Origin of the sequence: Desulforamulus aeronauticus DSM 10349, assembly GCF_900142375.1 — a bacterium.
Classification (GTDB): domain Bacteria; phylum Bacillota; class Desulfotomaculia; order Desulfotomaculales; family Desulfotomaculaceae; genus Desulfotomaculum; species Desulfotomaculum aeronauticum.
Window position 1 is genome coordinate 13,452 of the sequence record NZ_FRAR01000027.1, and the last position, 20,561, is coordinate 34,012.

The window sequence follows — 20,561 nt, forward strand, 5'->3', positions numbered from 1 at the left end:
CTCCTTATCGAGCGACGATCAGACCGTCTTCAATACGAACGATGCGGTCGGCCAGTTGGGCAATTTCTTCGTTATGGGTAATCATCACAATGGTTTGGGAAAATTTCTGACTCGTAACCTTTAAAAGGCCCAATACATCCTGACTGGTTTTGGAATCCAAATTGCCGGTCGGCTCATCCGCAAGGACAATGGCGGGCTTGGCAGCCAAAGCGCGTGCAATAGCGACCCGCTGCTGTTGTCCGCCGGAAAGGTTGTTGGGCAGGTTTTGCAGCTTGGACTGAAGGCCCAGTGTTTCGATAATGCTGTCCACATAGGCGCAGTCCGGTCTGTTGCCGTCCAATTGGATGGGCAGCACAATATTCTCATAAACATTGAGTACCGGGACCAGATTGTAATTCTGGAACACAAAACCAATCTTGCGGCGGCGGAAGATGGTCAGCTCTTCATCCTTCAGGGAGAAGATGTCCTTGCCGTCGACCGTAACCATACCACCGGTGGGGCGATCCAGTCCACCCAGCATGTGCAGCAGCGTGCTCTTACCGCTGCCTGATGTGCCGACGATTGCCATAAATTCTCCTGTTTCCACCTGCAAATTGACCCCGGCCAGCGCGTGAACAGTGTTTTCACCGGTGCCGTAAATTTTTTTCAAATCATGTGTCTTTAAAATGGACATGATAGGTACCTCCGTCTGTATGGTTCGTTACAATACAGACTTTATCATACGTTTCTTTCCAGAATCTTTCCGGCGGACAAGCAATTCTAACAGTATTGTAAGAATTCAAGCTTGTCGGGGCAAAAACATGGAAAATACAGCACCGCCGCCCAAAGACGATGCCACTTTAATATATCCGCTCTGCCCAGCTAGAATCTGGCGAGTCAGATATAAACCAATCCCCACGCCATCCTGTTTGCTGACAGATTGGGAGCGGTAAAAGCGAGAAAACACCTTTGCCTGCTCAGCCTCCGATATCCCGATTCCCGTATCTACTACATCAATGCGGCAAAACAGATCGTATTCCTCGACTGAAAGTTTTATGCTACCGCCAACGGGCGTGTATTTGACAGCGTTATCCAGCAGATTGCAGAGGGCTTCTGTGGTCCATTTATAGTCAAATACCGCACGGGCATCCGTGGCATTCATGGTCAGCCTAATCTCTTTTTGCGCAGCTTTGGGCGTAAACTGATCCGCCGCTTCCTCCAGCATAGGGGCAATGGCATTTGAAACCGGATGAAGGGTAAAAACACCTATTTCCAGTCGTGATAGCTTCACTAAAGATGCAATCAAAAAGCTCAACTTTTCCGCCTGCCCCCTCAGCGCCACTACACAAGTCATGCTCTCTTCCGGCAGATTCTGCTCTTCCAACAGCTGCGCATAGAGCAGAATATTAGCAACCGGCGTTTTTGTCTGGTGAGATATATCCGCTAACAGCTCCTTGATTTTTTCTTTCTCAGTCGTTAAGTTGCGTGCAGATACCGCGGAGGCGGTTAAATACCGGCTTAATCTGCTTTCCACCGCCGAAAGTAGGCTTTCGTTAAAGGCGTTTTCTATAAAGCTTCCATCCATCGCGCGATCCAACATTTGGTTAAGTGTTCTTATAATTTTTTGGGTTTTACGGTGCTCTAACAGCACGATTGCCAAGCAAAGAAGAATGGCTGTCAACGCAATGACAAACAGGACAAGATTCCATTCATTCATCCTGCTTCACCACCCATACATAGCCCAAACCGTAGACGGTTTTGATATACTTGGCCGCACCCAGCTTGTCCCGTAGCCGTTTAACCGTGACGGAAAGCGCATTTTCGTCCACATATTCCGCTCCGTCTGTCCAGACACGATCCAGAAGAGTTGCCCGGTTTAAGGTTACTCCTTGGTTTTCCACCAGCAGCCGAAGGAGCTTCTGCTCCGTTTTGCTTAGCTCTACCGGAGTATCCGCCTTGTAGAACTCCATATACTCAAAATCAAACCGATAGCTGTCAATGACAAACGACTTGGACACACGGGCCAGTTCACGGCGCAGCTGGGTCTTTACTCTCGCACGAAGAATCGCCAGACTAAAGGGTTTTGTGATATAGTCGTCCGCACCGTGCTCCAATCCCATAACCACATCCATCTCGGTATCATTGGCGGTTAAAAGAATCACCGGAACAGGTTTTCTCCCTGTTTTAATTTCGTGAAGCAGTTCCAACCCGCTGCCATCAGGAAGATTGATATCGAGCAAAACCAATTCCGCCGCACCACCAGTAAGCTGTTCACGGGCAGATTTTAAATCAAAACACGGCATAACCTGAATATCCTGATCTTTTAAAGCAAGGCACAAACCTTGGTTCAGGTTGCGGTCATCTTCGACAACCAATACTTGTTTCATCACTTACCCCTTTCGCCTTTAATCTAATCGCACAGGTTTAATTGGCAGCAGCAGACCAGCCTTGAACGCTACTTCAGTCAAATCCTTGTCGACAATTTTTTATGCATAGTTGCATTTTGCTAGATGTCTCTAAAATAGGATTATAGCTTACGAATTCTTCAACCACTCCATAAACTCTGGCAAGCAGTTCTCCCCATTATTACATCTTACTTCTACACTCTGGCCTTTTCACTCCATGCATAAAAAGCGAACCTCAGTAAAGGTCTTGCAGTCAATCACCTCAAAGCTCATAGGCTGGGGCTGAAACTGAAAGGTGTTTAGTCTGTCACTACCTCGGGAGTATGCTACGTCAGATCATACCGGCAAATCAAATGACTATTCGGAATTTGGCAGAGAAGATAGCTTCCACCACTACTACTCACTAGGCAATTTTCATAAATTTCCCACCAAAATTTGATAATTTACCATAATATTTTAATCTTGTTTTAATATTGCAGTGATACAATCTAGACAATCCTCTTTTTAATATAGATTCCCTCTTCTTGTTGCACCGCATTATTAGCGGTGTTTTTTCTTTTTGCTTCTGTCTAGGATCACTAGGGAATGATGTAATTACCCTTATTTATCTTACTTTCTAAAGGATTTATCAATCTAATTCTAGAAGATGAACTAAAATGTGACAAAGGAGATTCTGTACGTGAAACTGCCCGACTTTAAACTGGAACGATATTTTGCTAAGTATGAATTTAACTCCCCCTACCTGCTTTGTTGCTCGGATTGTGAATCTTTCACCGTCAAAGAGATCCTAGAGTTGGCTGATGCCTCTGCCGCCGACGCTTTAGAAAAACTCTGGCTGGGTTACACCGAATCCCAAGGTCATCCTGAATTACGGGGGACTATCGCTAATTTATACCGAGAAGCCTCAGAGAAAAATGTTCTTGTTTGCTCTGGTGCCGAAGAGGCTATTTTCATTTTCATGAACATTGCCCTAAATAAGGGAGATCATATCATTGTCCAGTACCCTTGCTATCAATCTCTCTTTGAAATTGCCCGTTCTATTGGTTGCGAAATTACTCAGTGGGAAATGAAGGAAGAAAATAACTGGCAACCAGACTTAGACATTTTGAAAAACAACATCAAAGCTAACACAAAGGCAATCATTATTAATTCACCTCATAACCCCACTGGCTATTTAATGAGCCAAGACATGTTACAGAAAATTATCGATTTAGCCAGGCAGAAAAACATTCTCCTCTTCTCCGATGAGGTTTACCGAGGCTTGGAATATAATGTAACAGATCAATTGGCAGCAGCCTGTGATATTTATGAAAACGCAGTTTCCCTGGGAGTTATGTCCAAAACCTATGGTCTAGCCGGTTTAAGGATTGGTTGGATTGTCACTCGCAATCAGGAAATCTATCAAAAAATGGCTTCCTTTAAGGACTATACATCCATTTGCAACAGTGCTCCCAGTGAATTGCTAGCCATCCTGGCCTTAAGGAACCATCAAAAACTAGCACTTCGCAACTTGAAGATTATTGAAAACAACCTACAGCTTCTTGACCAATTTTTTACTAAATATAAGCATTTGTTCAACTGGCAAAAACCAAAAGCTGGTCCCATTGCTTTCCCAAGTATCAAAGGAGATAGAAACGTGGCAGACTTTTGTCATGATCTGGTAACTAGCAAAGGCGTACTTTTACTACCCGGAAATTATTACGATTTTGGCCAACGTAATTTTCGAATTGGCTTTGGTAGAAGAAACCTGCCTCAGTGCCTAGCCGGACTGGAGCAGTATGTCTCTGAGGAGGTTTCCCATGGCTCTGATTAAACTGACTGATGCGGTATTCGTATTGAAAGCCCCCACCAATATTGGGGTGATTAAAGCTGCTGATGGTTCGGCAGTGGTAATAGACACCGGAATTGATGAGTCTGTTGCCCGCAAACTGCTCCGGGAACTGGAGCATGAGGGTCTTCAGATAAAAGCCATCATCAATACCCATGCCCATGCTGATCATATTGGTGGCAACTCCTTCATCGTATCTCGTACCGGGGCTGTTATTTATGCCTCGGAGGCAGAAACTGCCCTTCTTGAGAATCCACTGTTGGAACCCTCTATGCTCATCGGAGGAGCTTACCCCTGGAAAGAGATGCGCAATAAATTTTTGCTGGCCAAACCCAGTACGGTAAGTGAAAAGTTAACGGACGGTACGGTAACAATCAATAACATTCCCTTGGAAATTATCCCCCTAGCCGGTCACAGCCTGGGGCATATTGGTGTGTTGTATGACGGTGTGCTTTTTACCGGCGACGCTTACATTAGTGCCCTTGCTTTAGAGAAATACAGTATTCCCTATAACGTTGATATTCCAACCTATCTGTCCAGTCTGGAAAAACTGGACAGCATACAATGTCAATGGTTTGTTCCTTCCCACGGTGACCCGGCTCAGGATATTTCCCGTGATCTCGAAAACAACCGTACCACCGTGCTAAAGCAAATTCAGTTACTGGAAGATTGGCTGCACGAACCCCAAACAGCGGAAGAACTACTGGTAAAGTTGTGCTCTCATCTAGATACTTCTGCCGCTAACCCCAGCCTATTCTTTTTATATCGTACAGCGGTGTTAGCCTATCTGAGTTACTTATATGAAACTAACCGCGTCAAAACGACCCTGCAAGATAATCGTTTGCTTTGGTTAAAGTAGCTTTTCATTTTTGTTGCTTCATGTTACCATAGGCTAAAATAATTCTCAGGAGTGATGTACCAGTGCAACGGGAGCGCCCCAGTCTATCGAAATCTTTACGGGTCACGGGAATATTATTTATTATCATTAGTTTCTTCGTGGATCGAACTGTTGAATTTGGCCTGCTGGGGATTGGCTTTTTTGTGCTAGGAACCATGCAGTTTAAATGGCCTAGAAAATAATTCAGTTAGGAGGTATCCCATGGGTGGCGGACCTAATTTAAACTATCACCGTTCTGATTCTCCCCCGGACTGTTATGAAGAAATCTGTTATGGATCTCGTGGTAAAGCCTGTTTGCGCTATGGCTGTACCCCGTCCTGTGTAGCTTGTGCTTATTCTCGGCCCAAAAACATACCTGCCTGCTTTGAGAGCTTACCTGGTTTTCCAGATGATTGTGTATCGCCCCATTTTGTTGCGGCCTGTAAGAAGTTTTGCAAATATGCGCAAATTACTTAATCAATTAGGAAAACTTGGCTTGTGACATAGGCAGAAGCCTTAGTTTTTCTTATACTTTCATCAATAGAAATTTTATTCTTTATGAAAGTGTCAAAAAGCATTTTTAATGTGACGAAGCTCTTTTTTCTCCCCGTTAGGATTAAACTCTACGGCTATCACGTCAAATCTGCAAGGACTGTCGGCAAGCTTAGGACGGACCAGCAAATATTGCTGAGCTAACATCCTAAGCTTATATTGTTTCCTCTGGGTTATACTCTCTTCTGGCAGACCGTGGCTATTGCCAGCCCGGGAGCGTACCTCCACAAAGACCAGCGTACCACCTTCGTCCTTGGCTATAATATCTAATTCCCCGATGCGGCAACGGTAATTCCTTTCCAGGATCCGCCAGCCTAAACCATAAAGATATCTTGCTGCCTCTTCTTCCCCTCTGCTGCCCAAGCCCTTTCTGTAGAAAGTCACCTCAAAGACCCCTTTGTTTTTTTACCATTGGGTTTCTTTCATTGCCTTCACTTTTCCTTTGAACTTTTCCCGTAACCTTAGAAAAACAGAAAAAAATCTCCCGTCACCTGACAACGGGAGATTTTCGTTACTGCTTATTTCAAGAAAAAGGAGATGGCTGCACTGTTGGCCACTTCCGAGAGAGGGTTGGGGTAAATGCCCAAGAAAATGGTAGCCACCATGGTAATAATTAAAGTAATGTTGGCTGCACTGCCCATTTCAATAGGAGCCGGATCTTTGGGATCATCCCGAAACATCACCAAAACTACCCGGAGGTAATAATAAACCGAGATCATACTCATAATCAGCCCCAGATAAACCAACCACAGATACCCGGATACGACCGTACTGAATAGATAGAACTTACCCACAAAACCCGCCAGAGGTGGAATACCCGCCATGGAAAGTAGACAAATCAGCATAACTGCCGCTGCCAAAGGGGCTCTTTGCACCAAGCCAGCGTAGTCGGCAATTTCGTCACTCTTGATTTTGTTGTAGACCACTGCCACCACCGTAAAGGCTCCCACCGTGGCAAAAACATAGAGGAAGGAATAAAACATAACGGCTTTAATTCCTGCCGGGCTGGCCGTCACCAGCCCCACCAGAAGATACCCGGCCTGGGCAATACTGGAATACGCCAGCAGTCTCTTGATATTGGTCTGGGGAATAGCCACCAGGTTGCCAATAATCATACTAAGAGCTGCCAGGACTGCCACCAGTATATCCCATTGCTGATGAACGCCGGCGAGGCCGGCCACAAATAATCTTAGTAACGCGGCAAAGGAGACCGCCTTGGAACCTACTGCCAGGAAGGCCGTGACCGGGGTCGGTGCTCCTTCATAAACATCCGGTGACCACATATGGAAAGGCACCGCAGACACCTTAAAGCCTAACCCGGCTACCAGCATCACCATTCCTGCGATGAGTAAGGGGCTGGCCTGCCCTTGCAAAGTAGCATGAGCAACCTCTAGGATAACAATCGTTCCGGTGGCTGCATAGATCAAACTGAAACCATACAAAATCACGGCGGAAGATAAGCCTGCTTGCAGAAGATATTTAATACCCGCCTCCAGAGATTTGCCATCCTGAGAGCGAAAGGCTACCAAGATGATAAAGGAGATCGTCATTAACTCTATGCCCAGATACAGGGAAATAAAGTCCCCCGCCGAGGCAATCACCATCATCCCCAGCGTGGCAAAAACAATGGTGGAATAGTATTCAAAGTGATTCCCCAAATGCTCATTTACATAACGCAGGGAACCAAAAATAACCAGAATGGCCGTACTAAGACAAAGAATTTTAAAGAACATGGCGTAGCGGTCTACCAAGTACATGCCGTTTAACAGGACCCCTTGTTGATCCCAATTGAGCACTGTCAGACCCAACACTGCCAGCAAACCAAAGAGAGCAAAGGCACCGATACCCCGCCGGGATCGGGAGGGAACCACCAGGCCCAGCACAAAGGTAGCTAAACCTAGGATAAACATACTCAGTTCAGTGGTTAAAAGCGAGAAATCAAAATGCATCTATCTCCCCCCTATCTGCAGGGTTTCCTGAATATGGGCCAGGATTGGTGCCACGCCGCTGTTGACCATATCAAAGAGCAAGGAAGGAAGAAGTCCACCAATCACCAGTACACCGCCTAACACTACAAGTGGTACCAGTTCTGCTCCTCGTAAATCTTTTACCTGACGGTATTCCTCCCTAGCTGGACCAAATAACGTATTGGCTCCGGCACGCAGGACATACAAAGCGGTAATGATAATCCCGGCGATGGCCAAGACGGCCAACCAACCAAAGACCCGGAAGGATTCCACAAAGATGGTAAACTCCGGTACAAAACCAATTAAACCAGGTAATCCCAGGGAAGCCATGCCTGCCATCATAAAGCCTACGGAGAGTCTTGGCGCCTGGTGCGACAGTCCTCCCAGGTCGGGAATCCATCGAGTGTGGGTTTTTTCATAGATGAACCCAATCATGGAAAAGAACAGGGCCGCCATCACGCCGTGCGCAAACATGCTGGCTACCGCACCGTTAACTCCAATCACTCCCAGGGAGGCTACCCCCAGTAAGACATAGCCCATGTGAGAGACCGAAGAATAACCTACAACATATTTCAAATCCTTTTGGGCTAGCGCCCCCATTGCTGCGTAAGCCACCCCAATCACACCCAGTACCGCAATATAAGGTGCCCAGAACTTAGCTCCCAGGGGTAATACATAAATGGCGATGCGGATTAAACCGTAGCCGCCGATCTTTTTCAGTACCCCGGCGTGAATCATTGATACCGCGGTGGGAGCACCAGCATAACCATCCGGTGACCAAGAGTGCAGCGGCCACATAGAAAGTAAGGAACCAAAGCCGATTAACATTAAGCCAAACATATAAATCTGAAAATCCTCTGGGAAGGGCACTCTGGCCAACCCCTCAAAGCTCATATTCGCTTGGCCGGTAATCAGAACCGACTGGATAAAGGTAGCAATCACGCCCACCAGCAAAAAGGCTGAACCAATGAGCAAATAGATGGTTAATTTCATCCCGGCATATTCCTTGGTCACCCGTTTGGAGCTACCCCAAATAATCACCATGATATAGATGGGAATAACCACCACTTCGTAAAACAGCAGGAAGATAAAAAGATCCTGTGCAATAAAGGTTCCCATGACACCCGCGATTAAGATGAGCAAGTAAATCATTAGTTCCTTGGCCCGGTGAGTGACATTCCATGAAGCGAATACTGCGGCAAAACCAATAAGGTTGGTCAGCAACAGCATGGGTAAACTCAGACCATCCACCGCCATGAAGTAAGTAACACCTAAGTCTTTAATCCATGGTACGGGGCCTCCAAAATCAACCCATTGTAATCCCCCCACAGATTGATCATAGCCAAAGTAAACATATAGACTTAACAGTAAGGCGGCTCCGGTTCCGATGGCTGCAATCCATTTACAAAGCTTTTCTTCTTCCTTGGGCACAAAGACAATGACCAAAGCCGCTACTATGGGGGCCAGCAGGGTTATGGTAAGGATTGGTAAACTCATGAGTGTACACCTCCCATACTACCGGCTAAGGTGGGACTACCAAAGGCCAACACTACAGTAATCACCAGCAGTGCCAGGAAAAACACCAGCGCATAGGTTTGAATTCTCCCGGTGTGGAAATAACGCAACCCCTGCCCGGACAGTTTCGTAGCACCTGCCAACCCATTCACAATATTGTCTACTACATGAATATCAAACCAGTAGAATACAGCGGCACTGGCATCCACTACCTGCCTGGTAAACCATTGGTACAGTTCATCGATATAGTATTTGTGGTAGGACAACTTATAAAGGGGCTGGTATCGCTCGGCCAGCTGCTTGGCCAACTTCTTTTCTTCATCCTGATAATATAACCGATAGGCTAAGCCAATCCCGGCTACAGCCAGGGCCACCGAGAAGAACATCAGGCCGTAATTTGGTTCCCCATGATGGGGATGTCCAAAGTGAATCCATTTACCCCAAACATTGGCCCAGGGTGTGCCGATCAAACCACCTACCGCAGCCAGCGCTGCCAACACCAATAAGGGGAAGGTCATACTCAGGGGTGATTCATGGGGATGATTCTCGGGCTTTTCCTTCCCAAAGAAAGTTAGGAAAATCATACGCCACATATAAAAAGCTGTGAGCAGAGCCGTAAAGGAGGCCAGGAAAAACAGCAGATACCCTAAAGCATGACCCTGTCTGGCATACTCCAGTGTCACCACTAATATTTCATCCTTGGACCAAAAACCGGCAAAGGGTGGAATCCCGGCAATCGCCAAGCCACCAATGACAAAGGTCCAGCCGGTGATCGGCATCTTCTTGATCAGCCCACCCATTTCCCAGACATCGGCCTTATCGTGCAAAGCATGTAACACCGAGCCGGCCCCTAAGAACATCAGGGCTTTAAAGAAGGCGTGGGTCCACAGATGGAACATGCCCGCAGAGAGACTGCCTACCCCTAAGGCCAACATCATATAACCCAATTGGGATACCGTAGAGTACGCTAAAATACGTTTAATCTCCCGCTGGGTAATAGCAATGGTTGCCGCAAAAATCGCGGTAAAAGCACCGATAAAGGCTATTACCTCTGCCGCACCGGGTACTTCTGAGAAGAGGAACAAGGTGCGACCCACCAAGTACACCCCGGCTACCACCATGGTAGCCGCGTGAATCAGGGCAGATACCGGCGTGGGGCCCTCCATGGCATCCGGCAGCCACACGTGGAGTGGGAACTGACCAGACTTACCAATGGGTCCGATAAATACCAGAATGGCAATGAGCGTTAAAAGCCCCAGGGAGATACCATATTGCTCGTAATGGGGCACTCTCTCAGCCAAGCCTGCCAAATCTAACGTGCCAAAAATAATCTGCAAAAATAGCAGGCCCAACAACATACCAAAGTCACCAATTCTCGTGGTGATAAAAGCTTTCTTCGCTGCCTCCCGGGCAGATATCTTAAAAGTGTAGAAACCAATTAACAGGAAGGAGCATAGTCCCACCAGTTCCCACAGGATAAACATTTGCAGTAAGTTGCTGGAGATTACCAAACCCAACATGGAGGCTGCAAAAAGCGACAGATAAGAGAAAAACACTGAATATTGTGGGTCTCCATGCATATAGCCGGTGGAATAGATTTGGATGAGAGTCGCCACCATGGATACCATAAACAGCATCATGGCTGATGTAGGATCAAGCATAACCCCCACATCCACAGTAAAGCCTTCCATGCCAAACCACCGGAGGGAATAAATTAGAGGTCTTTCTATAAATCCTGGATTTGTAAACACCCCATAGGCAACGGATGAGGCCAAAACAAAAGAAGAAAACATAGCTGCAATCGAAACCGCTCCGCTAAGCTTAGGCCAGGGCCTCGTGAGAAAAACAATAATAACAAAGGCTAACGCCGGCAGCAGGGGCACTAACCAGGCATGCGTTAAAGCAAAATCAACCATTCCTTACACCTTCCTTCCGGCCTGTGATTACCATTTCATCCAGTTGAAATCGTCCAAATCCACGGTGTGGCGATTGCGATAAATCGCAATGATGATGGCCAAGCCTAATCCCACTTCGGCGGCTGCCACGGTAATCACAAAAATGGCAAAAATTTGCCCAATAAAGGCCTCCGGGGTGAGAAACTTATTAATCGCCACCAGGTTTATATTAACGGCTGTCAGCATAATTTCAATCGAGATTAAGACCGCAATGGCATTTTTCCTGGAAAGAGCACCGTATAATCCAATGGCGAAGAGCGCGGCACTAAGCACCATAAAATAAGAGGGATTAAGAGCCGTTCCCATTGGCCTTCACCTCCTTCACCAACAACAGGGCACCAGTCAAGGCGACCGTTAATAAAATGGCTGCCACTTCAAAGGGAATCACAAAATCGTTCAATAAAATAGGAGCCAGGGCTTGCACCGTTTGTGCTGGAACCTCTTGTCCTGAGACAACCAACTGTGACTTGGCGGTTAGCAAGCCAATCACAATAAAGAGACCTCCCACCAACGGTGCAGCTAGCTTAAAACGCCAGTTGATGGGGTTAGAGTGTTCCATATTGGGCCTTTGTACCAGCATCACCCCAAAAACAAGCATGATACAAACCGCGCCAGCATAAACCAGTACCTGCACTGCTGCCACAAAGTCTGCATTTAAAAGCAGAAAGGTACCTGCCACTCCGATAAACATAACAATTAGCCAAAGAACACTATGCACTAAGTTTCTCAGGGTAACCACCAGCAAAGCAGAACCAAGTATCATCCCAGCCAAGAGAACAAAGGCAAGTAAACTATAAACATTGTCCATCTTTTAGGTTCCCTCCTTGTCTGCTGTTTCTGGTTTTAAGGCAGCCTCTTGTGCTGCCTTGGCGGCCTCCGCAGCAGCTTTTTCTGCTGCCGCTTTACGAATTTCTTCTTTCCTTTGCTCTACTTGTTCTGGCTTAACAAATTTGATTTTAATATCCGGACGGTTATACTGCGTTAGTTCAAAATCCTTGCTGAATTTAATGGCATCCTTTGGGCAAGCCTCCTGACAGAGACCGCAGAAAAGGCAATATTGCTGGTCAAAATCATAGCGGGTAACCACCTTTTTCTTATCCACCGCTTCTGTTTCCAGCTTAATTACTTTGTTGGGGCAGGCATTGACACACATATTACAGGCAATGCATTTATCATAGTAAAATTCCGGCTTGCCATAAAAACGGTCTGGTAGGGGCAACCGCTGCTCAGGATACTGTACAGTAACTTTCGGCTTGAAGAAGCGCTTGAGAGTTATCCCCAGTCCCTTCAACAGTCCTTTACCTTTCACTTGCATCACCATCCTAAAGAGTGGTACAGATATTTACCGATGCCAGTAACAAAAATATTGGCGATTGAAAGAGGCACCAGTACCTTCCACCCAAATTCCATTAATTGGTCTACTCTAACCCTGGGATAGGTCCAGCGGAACCACATAAACAAGAAAATCATCAAATACACTTTGAGCAAAAACCAGATCCAGGAGGGAATAAAGGTGAGGCCAAAGGGCGCCAACCAGCCTCCTAAAAACAACGTTGTGGCCATCACCGAGACCAACACCACATTGGCATATTCCGCCAGAAAGAACATAGCGAAACCCATACCACTGTATTCCGTAAAGGGTCCACAAATAATTTCCGATTCACCTTCTACCAAGTCAAAGGGGGCACGGTTCGTCTCTGCCACCGCAGCAATGAGATAAATCAAAAAGCCCAGAGGCTGTAGAAAAATAAACCAGACATTTTCCTGTGCGTGGATAATGTCACTCATATTGAGTGTGCCCGTGAGAATGATCACGCCAACGATGGATAAGATTAAAGGCATTTCATAACTGACCATTTGAGCCACCACCCGCATACTACCAATAAGGGAGTACTTGTTGTTAGAGGCCCAACCAGCCATCCAGATAATCACGGTAGATAAAGAAGCCAGGGCTAGAAAATAGTAAACACCAATATTCATATCGATGGCGACCATGCCCTTGCCAAAGGGTGCCACAGCAAACACCGCTAAGGGTGGCATAAAGATTAAAATCGGTCCCAACAAAAATAATTTTTTGTCTGCATCCTTGGGAATAATGAATTCCTTACTGATCAGCTTTCCAATATCAGCGGTGGTTTGCAATAATCCCATGGGTCCTACCCGGTTAGGACCTATCCGGCACTGCATATAGGCAGAAACCTTTCTTTCCATATATACCAGCCAGAGGGCGCTGACGAGAATATACACCAGGATGGCACCTAATTTTAAAAACATTACCAAGAAATCAGTTGCCCATTCGGACAGTCCGCCCGATCCCAGCAGGGATCTGATGCCCGCTGCCATACTGACAAACAGGTTCTCCATCTTGCCTCACTCCCAACTTATCTAGGCGTCAACTTCTCCCAGAACGATATCAATGCTCCCTAGAATGGCGATGGCATCTGCTATTTTCCAGCCTTTCAACATCTCATCCAAGTAACCTAAATTAACAAAGGAGGGACGTCGAAAATGGACCCGGTAGGGATTGGTGCTGCCATCACTCACTACATAGGTTCCCATAATTCCCTTGGAGCTTTCAATTTCAGCATAGGCCTCACCGGCTGTAGGCTTGATCACTTTGGGAACTTTTCCCTTAATAGGACCCTCCGGTAATTGATCCAAGGCATGGCGAATAATTTTAGCCGATTGTTCCATTTCTAAAAGGCGCAGGTAGTAACGGTCGAAACAATCTCCCTTGCTACCCACTGGTACTTCAAAATCAAACCGATCATATACGCTGTAGGGTCTGGCCTTCCGCAAATCATAGTTTACCCCGGAAGCCCGCAATACTGGGCCGGAAAGGCTCATTTCAATGGCTTTTTCAGCCGATATGATAGCTACATTTTTGGTTCTGGCCTGGAATATTTCATTCCCTGTAATTAAGCCGTTATATTCATCAAGGGCCGTTGGGAAGTAGTCTAAAAACTGGCGACACTTATCAATAAATCCATCCGGTATGTCATCGGCCACACCACCCACACGCATATAACTGGGGGTCAGGCGGGCACCACTAATCATTTCAAATAAGTCCATGATATCTTCCCGATCCCGGAAGGTATAAATAAATCCGGTCAATCCGCCAACATCTGCTGCATACGCTCCGGTAGCCACTAAGTGGCTGGCAATACGAGCAAGCTCCCCTACAATCACCCTGATATACTCCGCGCGTTCCGGTACTTCTACGTTCATTAATTTTTCCACAGCATGGACATAACCCCAGTTCATCAGCATCCCGGCCAGATAATCAAGGCGGTCAGTATAGGGAATAACCTGAGTGTACGTTCTAGACTCGGCAAGTTTTTCGATACCCCTGTGCAGATAGCCAGGTATTGGTACCGCCTTAACCACTGTTTCACCGTCCAGGGTTAAAAGAATTCTAAATACTCCGTGGGTACTGGGGTGCTGCGGTCCCAGGTTTAATAAAAATTCTTCCGTCTTCAAAGTCAAGCTTTCTCACCTCTTTCCTGGCTATGACTCCCTACCGCCTTCCCACTGATAATCCTTACGCAGGGGATGTCCTTCCCACTGGTCATCCAGCAATATTCTTCTTAAATCCGGATGTCCCTCAAAGGTAATGCCCAAGAGATCATAGACCTCTCGTTCCTGCCAGATAGCACCACCCCAAATAGGTACCATGGAGGGTACCACTGGGTTATGCCGGTCTAGCCTGGTTTTAATGTGCAGCATATGCGGCTGTTCAACAATACTAACGTTATAAACAACCTCGAAGTAATCTCGATAATCCACACCGGTTACATTGGTAAGGTAGTTAAAGTGATATTTTTCTTTGATCTCCCGCATGAAAGCCACTAATTGATCTACCGTTACGGTAATACTCCCAGACCCGGATTCGGCAACCTCGATACCTGGGTACCGCGTCTTTAATTCCTCAATAATCTCCTCAAGGGGTTTGGGGTTCATTAATTTTTCACCACCTCAGGATTAATAATCTTCTCTTTTAGTTTCATGAAAGCATGAATCACTGCATCTGGCCGTGGTGGACAACCGGGCAAATAGACATCCACCGGAATAATTTTATCTACCCCGGGAACTACACTATAGGAATCCACAAAGGGCCCACCGGAAATAGCGCAACTGCCCATGGCAATGACGTATTTCGGTTCGGCCATCTGTTCGTAAAGTCGTACCACAAAGGGGGCTGCTTTTTTAGTTACCGTCCCACAAACCAGCATCACATCCGCTTGTCGTGGAGAGGCCCGCATAACCTCATAACCGAATCTGGACATATCAAATCTGGCCATATTGGCTGCCATGAGTCCCTCAATAGCGCAGCAGGCTAACCCGAAGCCCATCGGCCAAAGGGAGTTAGCCCGGGCTAAGTTTAGTAGTTTTTCCAAGGGTCCCACGGATACCACTCTGGTAAGTTCGCCAATCTCCGCGGGTTCTGCCCCAATTTTTTTAAGTCGCTTGACGGTTTCTTCATACATTTCGTCCTTTATTTCCATTCAAGGGCACCTTCCTTCCAGGCATACCAGAGTCCTAACACGAGAATAAAAATAAAGATAAACATTTTTACCAGACCGGCAAATCCTAAATTTTCAAAGCTCACTGCCCAGGGATAAAGATAAATAACTTCCACATCAAAAATGACAAACATAAGTGCATAGGTAAAATATTGTGTTTTAAATCTGATCCAACTGGGACCTTCTGTGGGTAAGCCGCATTCATAAGTTTCTAACTTATACTTATTTTTGGACCGGGGGTGAATAAGAAAACTGGTTAACAAACCACCTGCTCCAAACACAAGGCCCACCACTAAAAATAAAGCAACACCAACCCAATCTGACAAGGCGATCTCTCCTTTCTTTTTAAGTTTATATTGTCTTAATTTTCTAACTATTCTACATTGCTTATTTATAAACCTTGCATCCATTAGTTTCTATGCAAATTTAATACCAAAATATCGGTACTTTATCAGTGATAAGATACCCCATTAAGCAGGCAAAAAAACATAAATGTTCCATTTCAAAACAATCATGTCAGAAATAATCTATTTTTGTTCATTTAGGGAACATAATACTATACTTCAAATTTATAACAGATACACTCTAAGGGCAGTGAGCTACATCACAGCAGGAAGATATCTGGCTGGGCAATTGGAAAAGATACCCACTAGAGCATAGCCTAAAGATTATAGGCAAACAAGCAGGTGGAAGACAAGGTTGCCCTTATGAATAAAATATCGCCTATAATTTTTAGCCGAAACTCGTAATCACGTCTGATAAGATATCATGGAAATTACTCTTTGCAAATTCTCCCTATCTAAAAAATATAATAATATGTAAAAATTACACAAATGTTTATCCAATCTTAATATTTAATTAAATAATCACAAATTGCCCTATAGTTTTTATAACCTAGCCGGTTACGCGATAAGATCAAAAGAAATCACTCCTAACCTCCGTACATTCAGACATTACGGGGAGTTGGTTATAAATTTGTCATAAAGTAGTACTTACGTTATAATTACCCTATCAAATAATCAAACAGGAGGAATCAAAAATGGCTGAGCAAGTTAAATTATCTGTTGAATATTGTACTTCTTGAGGTTACCGACAAAAAGCAGTCGGTCTGGCTGAAAAACTTTTGCAGATTTACAAAAATAAGATCAGTTCCTTTGAAATAATTCCTTCCACCGGTGGGGTATTTGAAGTTCGCAAAAATGGAGAACTTCTTTTTTCCAAAAAGGAACTGGGCAGATTTCCGGAAATGGCAGAAATAGTAGCTAAGTTAAATCTATAAAAATAAAGTTTCAAGGCACCAGTCCTTGAAACTTTATTTTTTAACCTCTATTTTTTGCTTTACCAGATGGTGACCATTAGCCTGCTATTTGGCCAACAGGATTTTTCCCTCTCGATATTCCGGCACGATATTTAGCCTATCCTTTTGAAAACAATACACGATATCATACATTCGGTTTAGGTCGTATAATCGTTTACCATTTCGGCTTTCAACGGCTGTCTCTATCAATTGATCCTTCGCTTGACTATACATTAGCAGCGCTCCGCGAGCTGCATCTGACAGCTCCACTTCTCCCATTTCAGTTAGCAAACGAACTAATAATCCCGCACAAAGCGTGTCTTCTAGGGAGAAAAAACCCTCTGTTCCAGCACAGACAATTAAAATATCTTTCCCATATCCTTTTGCCTGTTGGCAAACAGCCGTTGCGTTTAAGAATGAGCCAATCAAGGTACGATACGCCCCTTCTGTGGCCTTGATGGCGACAGTTCCATTGGTAGTGGTCATAATAATCGTTTGATTCCTTACTTTCTCCTGTGAAAATTCAAAAGGAGAATTTCCCAAATCACAACCATCTATTCTGATGGACTGTCGTTCGCCTGCAAATAAAACAGGTCCTATGTGGTTAGCCAGAGCGCGAGCATCTTCAATGCATAATACTGGAACTATTGTTTTACACCCATTTGACAGGGAAGTGACGATAGTGGTTGTTGCTCGAAATATGTCTAACACGATACAAACAGTATTAGAAAGGTTCATCCTGGTAACGTCTTTCGGTAAGATCGCTACATCGACCTTCAGCAAGCTACATCATCTCCTTTAGGCACTGCATAGCCAACATCATTGATTGCCTTCGCTAATTCTTCCCTGCCAACTACATTCGTCACCTTGGTTTTACAGTGCAGTTTATTCCTTCAACTATTAAGGTATGATTCATTCTTGCCCTTACTGCGGGTTATATCTTTTTAGCAACAAAGAATTTGTTACTACAGACACCGAACTGAAGGCCATTGCCGCACCACCCATAATGGGTGTCAGTAACCCAAATGCCGCCAGGGGAATACCAATTACATTGTAAATGAAGGCCCAAAATAGGTTTTGACGAATTTTGCTTAAAGTGCGGCGCGATAATTTTATGGCCATCGCAATGGTGGTTAATTCACCCCGCATCAGGGTAATGGAGGCGCTCTCAATGGCCACATCTGTACCGGTGCCAATAGCTAACCCCACATCGGCAATTGCCAAAGCAGGAGCATCGTTAATTCCGTCACCTACCATCGCCACAATTTTACCGGTATTCTTCAATTCTTGTATCACTTCAGCTTTGTGCTCCGGTAGAACCTCCGCTATCACATGCTCAATCCCTACCTGACGGGCTATGGCCTGGGCTGTACGTTCCTGGTCTCCAGTCAGCATGTATACCTCCATGCCCATGCCCATAAGTTCTTGGATGGCTTCCCTGGCATGGTCTTTCACCGTATCTGCCACCGCAATGGCTCCTGCTAATCGATCATCGACGATAGCAATCATAACTGTTTTTCCCTCTTCTTCCCATTCATTCTTGGCTGCCAGGATAGAAGAAATATCTATATTGAGGGAATGGGCTAGTGTTTCATTGCCAACATGCCAGATGCTTTGATCTAAATGATAACGAATCCCCTTACCCGGTAAGGCTAAAAAGTCGGTGACTTCCATGAGTTGAGTTCCACGCTCGACGGCAACCTTAAGAATTGCCTGTCCCAGAGGATGTTCCGATTTTTTCTCTCCAGAAGCAACAGACTGTAAAAGCTCCCCTTCAGTAAAGGGTGCCATAACTAGTACGTTCGTTACAGTAGGTTCTCCTTTGGTGATGGTACCGGTTTTATCCAGCACGATGGTGTTGACTCGACCGGCTCTTTCCAGGTGCTCGCCACCTTTAATTAATATTCCCTTTTCAGCTCCGACACCGGTTCCCACCATAATGGCCGTGGGAGTTGCCAATCCCAATGCACAAGGGCAGGCTATTACCAATACCGTAGTCATATGAATCAAGGCCTCTGTAATACCAGCCCCCGAACCATACCACCCGATAAAGGTCAGTAATGCGATCACCACCACCACAGGTACAAAAATACCGGAAACTTTATCAGCCAGCCGTTGAATAGGAGCCTTAGAACCCTGGGCTGCCTCTACCATGCGGATAATTTGAGCTAAAGCAGTGTCCTTACCAACCTTGGTAACTCGAAAAGTAAAACTACCTTGCTTGTTCACAGATGCACCTACAACTTCGCTGCCGGGGCCCTTCTCCACAGGTATACTCTCGCCGGTCAACATGGATTCGTCCACGGAGGAAAATCCCTCAATAATTTCACCGTCCACCGGTATTTTTTCTCCCGGACGAACCAAAACGACATCACCAGCTTGAACCTCGTTAACAGGAATATCTATTTCTACACCATCGCGCACAATTCGTGCTGTTTTGGGTTGTAGACCAATTAATTTTTTAATGGCTTCGGATGTTTTTCCTTTGGCCACGGCCTCCAGGTACTTGCCCAGCAAGATAAGAGTTATCACAATGGCAGCGGATTCAAAGTAGAGGTCGTGCCAACCCTTTAAAACAGCTACCACGCTGTAGAAATAAGCTACCGATGTGCCCAGTGCCACCAGTACATCCATGTTCGCCCCACCTGATCTTAAAGAATGGTAGGCACCCCGGTAAAATTGCCAGCCGGCCAAAAACTGTACTGGGGTTGCTAAGATTAACTGGGTCCAGGGATTAAGCATAAACTGGTGCCAACCAAACATCATGGCAACCATCATCCAACCTAGGGGTAAGGATAAAATCGCCGCTACACTAAATCGAATAACCTGCAGACGAATTTCCTTCTGCCGAGCTTGCGCTTCTCGATCTTGGTCATCTTCCTGAACCCAATTTGCCCCGTAGCCAAGGTTCTCTACTGCTTTCCGTACTTCAGTAGGTTCCGTTAAACCAGGAATATATTTTACAGTGGCCCTGCCGGTGGCTAGGTTTACCGTGGCCTCCTGTACACCAACCAGAGCATTTAGTTTCTTCTCCACCCTTGCTGAGCAAGCGGCACAGGTCATGCCTGAGATGGCAAGTTCTATCCTTTCAACCGGCACATTGAAACCTAGCTCACGAATCCTGGAAATAAACTCTGCTACGCTGCTTTGTTGGGCATCATAGGTGATCGAGGCTTTTTCCGACGCCAGATTAACACTGGCCTCAGAAACACCGGGCATCTTTTGTAAAGCTCGTTCTATCCGAGCGGAACAAGCCGCACAGGTCATGCCTTTTATAAAAATAGTAATCGTTTTATTCATAATTTATCACCACCATCATTATTTTTATCGCATCATCTTAAATATAGTCTTCAATACCTCATCAATAACCTGTTCATCGCCTGCCTGAAGTTGTTCTTTAACACAGGATTTCATATGCTTTTCCAAAAGCAACTTAGAAACACCGTGCAAAGCAGCATTTGCCGAGGCAATTTGGTTTAATATTTGATCGCAGTAGGCCTGTCTTTCAATCATTCCCTTGATGCCTCTCAGCTGGCCTTCGATGCGGTTAATTCTATTAACAAGTTCCTTAATGGTCTTCTCATCATGGTGGCTAACCCTAACGTCAGCAGAGTTGTCCTGGCCACACAAACAATTTTTATTGTTCATGTTAATCTCACCTCC

At 45.6% G+C, this 20,561-nt stretch carries 23 protein-coding genes; 5 read left to right on the plus strand and 18 right to left on the minus strand.

Annotation, left to right across the window (positions count from 1 at the left end; genetic code table 11):
- Window positions 1-4 precede the first annotated feature (4 nt).
- The 3 genes from BUA78_RS16505 to BUA78_RS16515 form a co-directional block, all read right to left on the minus strand.
- Window positions 5-673: an ABC transporter ATP-binding protein gene (locus BUA78_RS16505; RefSeq protein ID WP_072916760.1), complete on the minus strand. Its 669-nt coding sequence runs from the start codon at window positions 671-673 to the stop codon at window positions 5-7.
- Window positions 674-778: 105 nt separating this feature from the next.
- A complete protein-coding gene (locus tag BUA78_RS16510; protein WP_072916762.1) occupies window positions 779-1,696 on the minus strand; it encodes a sensor histidine kinase in 918 nt (305 codons plus the stop codon).
- Window positions 1,689-2,366: a response regulator transcription factor gene (locus BUA78_RS16515; protein WP_072916764.1), complete on the minus strand. Its 678-nt coding sequence runs from the start codon at window positions 2,364-2,366 to the stop codon at window positions 1,689-1,691. Before BUA78_RS16515 ends, BUA78_RS16510 begins: the two co-directional genes overlap by 8 nt.
- A gap of 697 nt (window positions 2,367-3,063) precedes the next feature.
- Between BUA78_RS16515 and BUA78_RS16520 the strand changes: the two genes are divergently transcribed.
- The 4 genes from BUA78_RS16520 to BUA78_RS16530 all read left to right on the plus strand — a co-directional run bounded on the left by BUA78_RS16520 (window position 3,064) and on the right by BUA78_RS16530 (window position 5,566).
- Complete coding sequence (locus tag BUA78_RS16520; RefSeq protein WP_072916766.1) at window positions 3,064-4,197, plus strand: aminotransferase class I/II-fold pyridoxal phosphate-dependent enzyme; 1,134 nt, start codon at window positions 3,064-3,066, stop codon at window positions 4,195-4,197.
- On the plus strand, window positions 4,184-5,071 hold the full coding sequence (locus BUA78_RS16525) for an MBL fold metallo-hydrolase (RefSeq protein WP_072916769.1): 888 nt from the start codon (window positions 4,184-4,186) through the stop codon (window positions 5,069-5,071). The genes BUA78_RS16520 and BUA78_RS16525 overlap by 14 nt, the downstream gene beginning before the upstream one ends.
- A 62-nt stretch (window positions 5,072-5,133) precedes the next feature.
- Window positions 5,134-5,292, plus strand: coding sequence for a hypothetical protein (locus BUA78_RS20315; RefSeq protein ID WP_175549055.1), 159 nt, complete (start codon window positions 5,134-5,136; stop codon window positions 5,290-5,292).
- Window positions 5,293-5,311: 19 nt separating this feature from the next.
- Window positions 5,312-5,566, plus strand: a complete 255-nt coding sequence (locus tag BUA78_RS16530) for a hypothetical protein (RefSeq protein ID WP_072916771.1) — start codon at window positions 5,312-5,314, stop codon at window positions 5,564-5,566.
- Window positions 5,567-5,656: 90 nt separating this feature from the next.
- On the opposite strand, the gene BUA78_RS16535 is transcribed toward BUA78_RS16530, so the two are convergent.
- The 12 genes from BUA78_RS16535 to BUA78_RS16590 all read right to left on the minus strand — a co-directional run bounded on the left by BUA78_RS16535 (window position 5,657) and on the right by BUA78_RS16590 (window position 15,927).
- Window positions 5,657-6,025 carry a YraN family protein gene (locus tag BUA78_RS16535; RefSeq protein WP_072916773.1) on the minus strand — a complete coding sequence of 123 codons (369 nt, stop codon included), beginning with the start codon at window positions 6,023-6,025 and terminating at the stop codon, window positions 5,657-5,659.
- A 134-nt stretch (window positions 6,026-6,159) separates the two neighbouring features.
- Window positions 6,160-7,590, minus strand: coding sequence for an NADH-quinone oxidoreductase subunit N (locus tag BUA78_RS16540; RefSeq protein WP_072916775.1), 1,431 nt, complete (start codon window positions 7,588-7,590; stop codon window positions 6,160-6,162).
- Window positions 7,591-9,105 (minus strand): complex I subunit 4 family protein, encoded by a 1,515-nt coding sequence (locus BUA78_RS16545; RefSeq protein ID WP_072916778.1) that lies wholly within the window; start codon window positions 9,103-9,105, stop codon window positions 7,591-7,593. It lies immediately after the preceding gene.
- Window positions 9,102-11,039 (minus strand): NADH-quinone oxidoreductase subunit L, encoded by a 1,938-nt coding sequence (gene nuoL / locus BUA78_RS16550; protein ID WP_072916780.1) that lies wholly within the window; start codon window positions 11,037-11,039, stop codon window positions 9,102-9,104. Before nuoL ends, BUA78_RS16545 begins: the two co-directional genes overlap by 4 nt.
- Window positions 11,040-11,066: 27 nt before the next feature.
- Window positions 11,067-11,384, minus strand: coding sequence for an NADH-quinone oxidoreductase subunit NuoK (gene nuoK, locus BUA78_RS16555; protein ID WP_072916782.1), 318 nt, complete (start codon window positions 11,382-11,384; stop codon window positions 11,067-11,069).
- A complete protein-coding gene (locus tag BUA78_RS16560) occupies window positions 11,368-11,886 on the minus strand; it encodes an NADH-quinone oxidoreductase subunit J family protein (RefSeq protein ID WP_072916784.1) in 519 nt (172 codons plus the stop codon). Before BUA78_RS16560 ends, nuoK begins: the two co-directional genes overlap by 17 nt.
- 3 nt (window positions 11,887-11,889) lie before the next feature.
- The gene (locus BUA78_RS16565) at window positions 11,890-12,387 is read right to left on the minus strand and encodes a NuoI/complex I 23 kDa subunit family protein (protein WP_072916882.1); all 498 of its coding nucleotides are present in this window, start codon (window positions 12,385-12,387) and stop codon (window positions 11,890-11,892) included.
- 5 nt (window positions 12,388-12,392) lie between these two features.
- Complete coding sequence (nuoH, locus tag BUA78_RS16570) at window positions 12,393-13,442, minus strand: NADH-quinone oxidoreductase subunit NuoH (protein WP_072916787.1); 1,050 nt, start codon at window positions 13,440-13,442, stop codon at window positions 12,393-12,395.
- 21 nt (window positions 13,443-13,463) lie between these two features.
- Entirely contained in the window at window positions 13,464-14,564 is a 1,101-nt protein-coding gene (locus BUA78_RS16575; protein WP_072916789.1) for an NADH-quinone oxidoreductase subunit D, read from the minus strand.
- A 21-nt stretch (window positions 14,565-14,585) separates the two neighbouring features.
- On the minus strand, window positions 14,586-15,038 hold the full coding sequence (locus BUA78_RS16580) for an NADH-quinone oxidoreductase subunit C (protein ID WP_072916791.1): 453 nt from the start codon (window positions 15,036-15,038) through the stop codon (window positions 14,586-14,588).
- The gene (locus tag BUA78_RS16585; RefSeq protein ID WP_072916793.1) at window positions 15,038-15,583 is read right to left on the minus strand and encodes an NADH-quinone oxidoreductase subunit B; all 546 of its coding nucleotides are present in this window, start codon (window positions 15,581-15,583) and stop codon (window positions 15,038-15,040) included. The genes BUA78_RS16580 and BUA78_RS16585 overlap by 1 nt, the downstream gene beginning before the upstream one ends.
- Entirely contained in the window at window positions 15,574-15,927 is a 354-nt protein-coding gene (locus tag BUA78_RS16590) for an NADH-quinone oxidoreductase subunit A (RefSeq protein WP_072916795.1), read from the minus strand. Before BUA78_RS16590 ends, BUA78_RS16585 begins: the two co-directional genes overlap by 10 nt.
- A gap of 713 nt (window positions 15,928-16,640) precedes the next feature.
- Between BUA78_RS16590 and BUA78_RS16595 the strand changes: the two genes are divergently transcribed.
- Window positions 16,641-16,880, plus strand: a complete 240-nt coding sequence (locus tag BUA78_RS16595) for a SelT/SelW/SelH family protein (protein WP_084082481.1) — start codon at window positions 16,641-16,643, stop codon at window positions 16,878-16,880.
- 84 nt (window positions 16,881-16,964) lie between these two features.
- Here the strand turns inward: BUA78_RS16595 and BUA78_RS16600 are convergent, their stop codons facing one another.
- The 3 genes from BUA78_RS16600 to BUA78_RS16610 form a co-directional block, all read right to left on the minus strand.
- Window positions 16,965-17,681 carry a 2-phosphosulfolactate phosphatase gene (locus BUA78_RS16600; protein WP_238456857.1) on the minus strand — a complete coding sequence of 239 codons (717 nt, stop codon included), beginning with the start codon at window positions 17,679-17,681 and terminating at the stop codon, window positions 16,965-16,967.
- A 141-nt stretch (window positions 17,682-17,822) separates the two neighbouring features.
- On the minus strand, window positions 17,823-20,198 hold the full coding sequence (locus BUA78_RS16605; protein ID WP_072916797.1) for a heavy metal translocating P-type ATPase: 2,376 nt from the start codon (window positions 20,196-20,198) through the stop codon (window positions 17,823-17,825).
- A gap of 24 nt (window positions 20,199-20,222) precedes the next feature.
- On the minus strand, window positions 20,223-20,546 hold the full coding sequence (locus BUA78_RS16610; RefSeq protein WP_072916799.1) for a metal-sensitive transcriptional regulator: 324 nt from the start codon (window positions 20,544-20,546) through the stop codon (window positions 20,223-20,225).
- Between the last annotated feature and the right edge of the window lie 15 nt (window positions 20,547-20,561).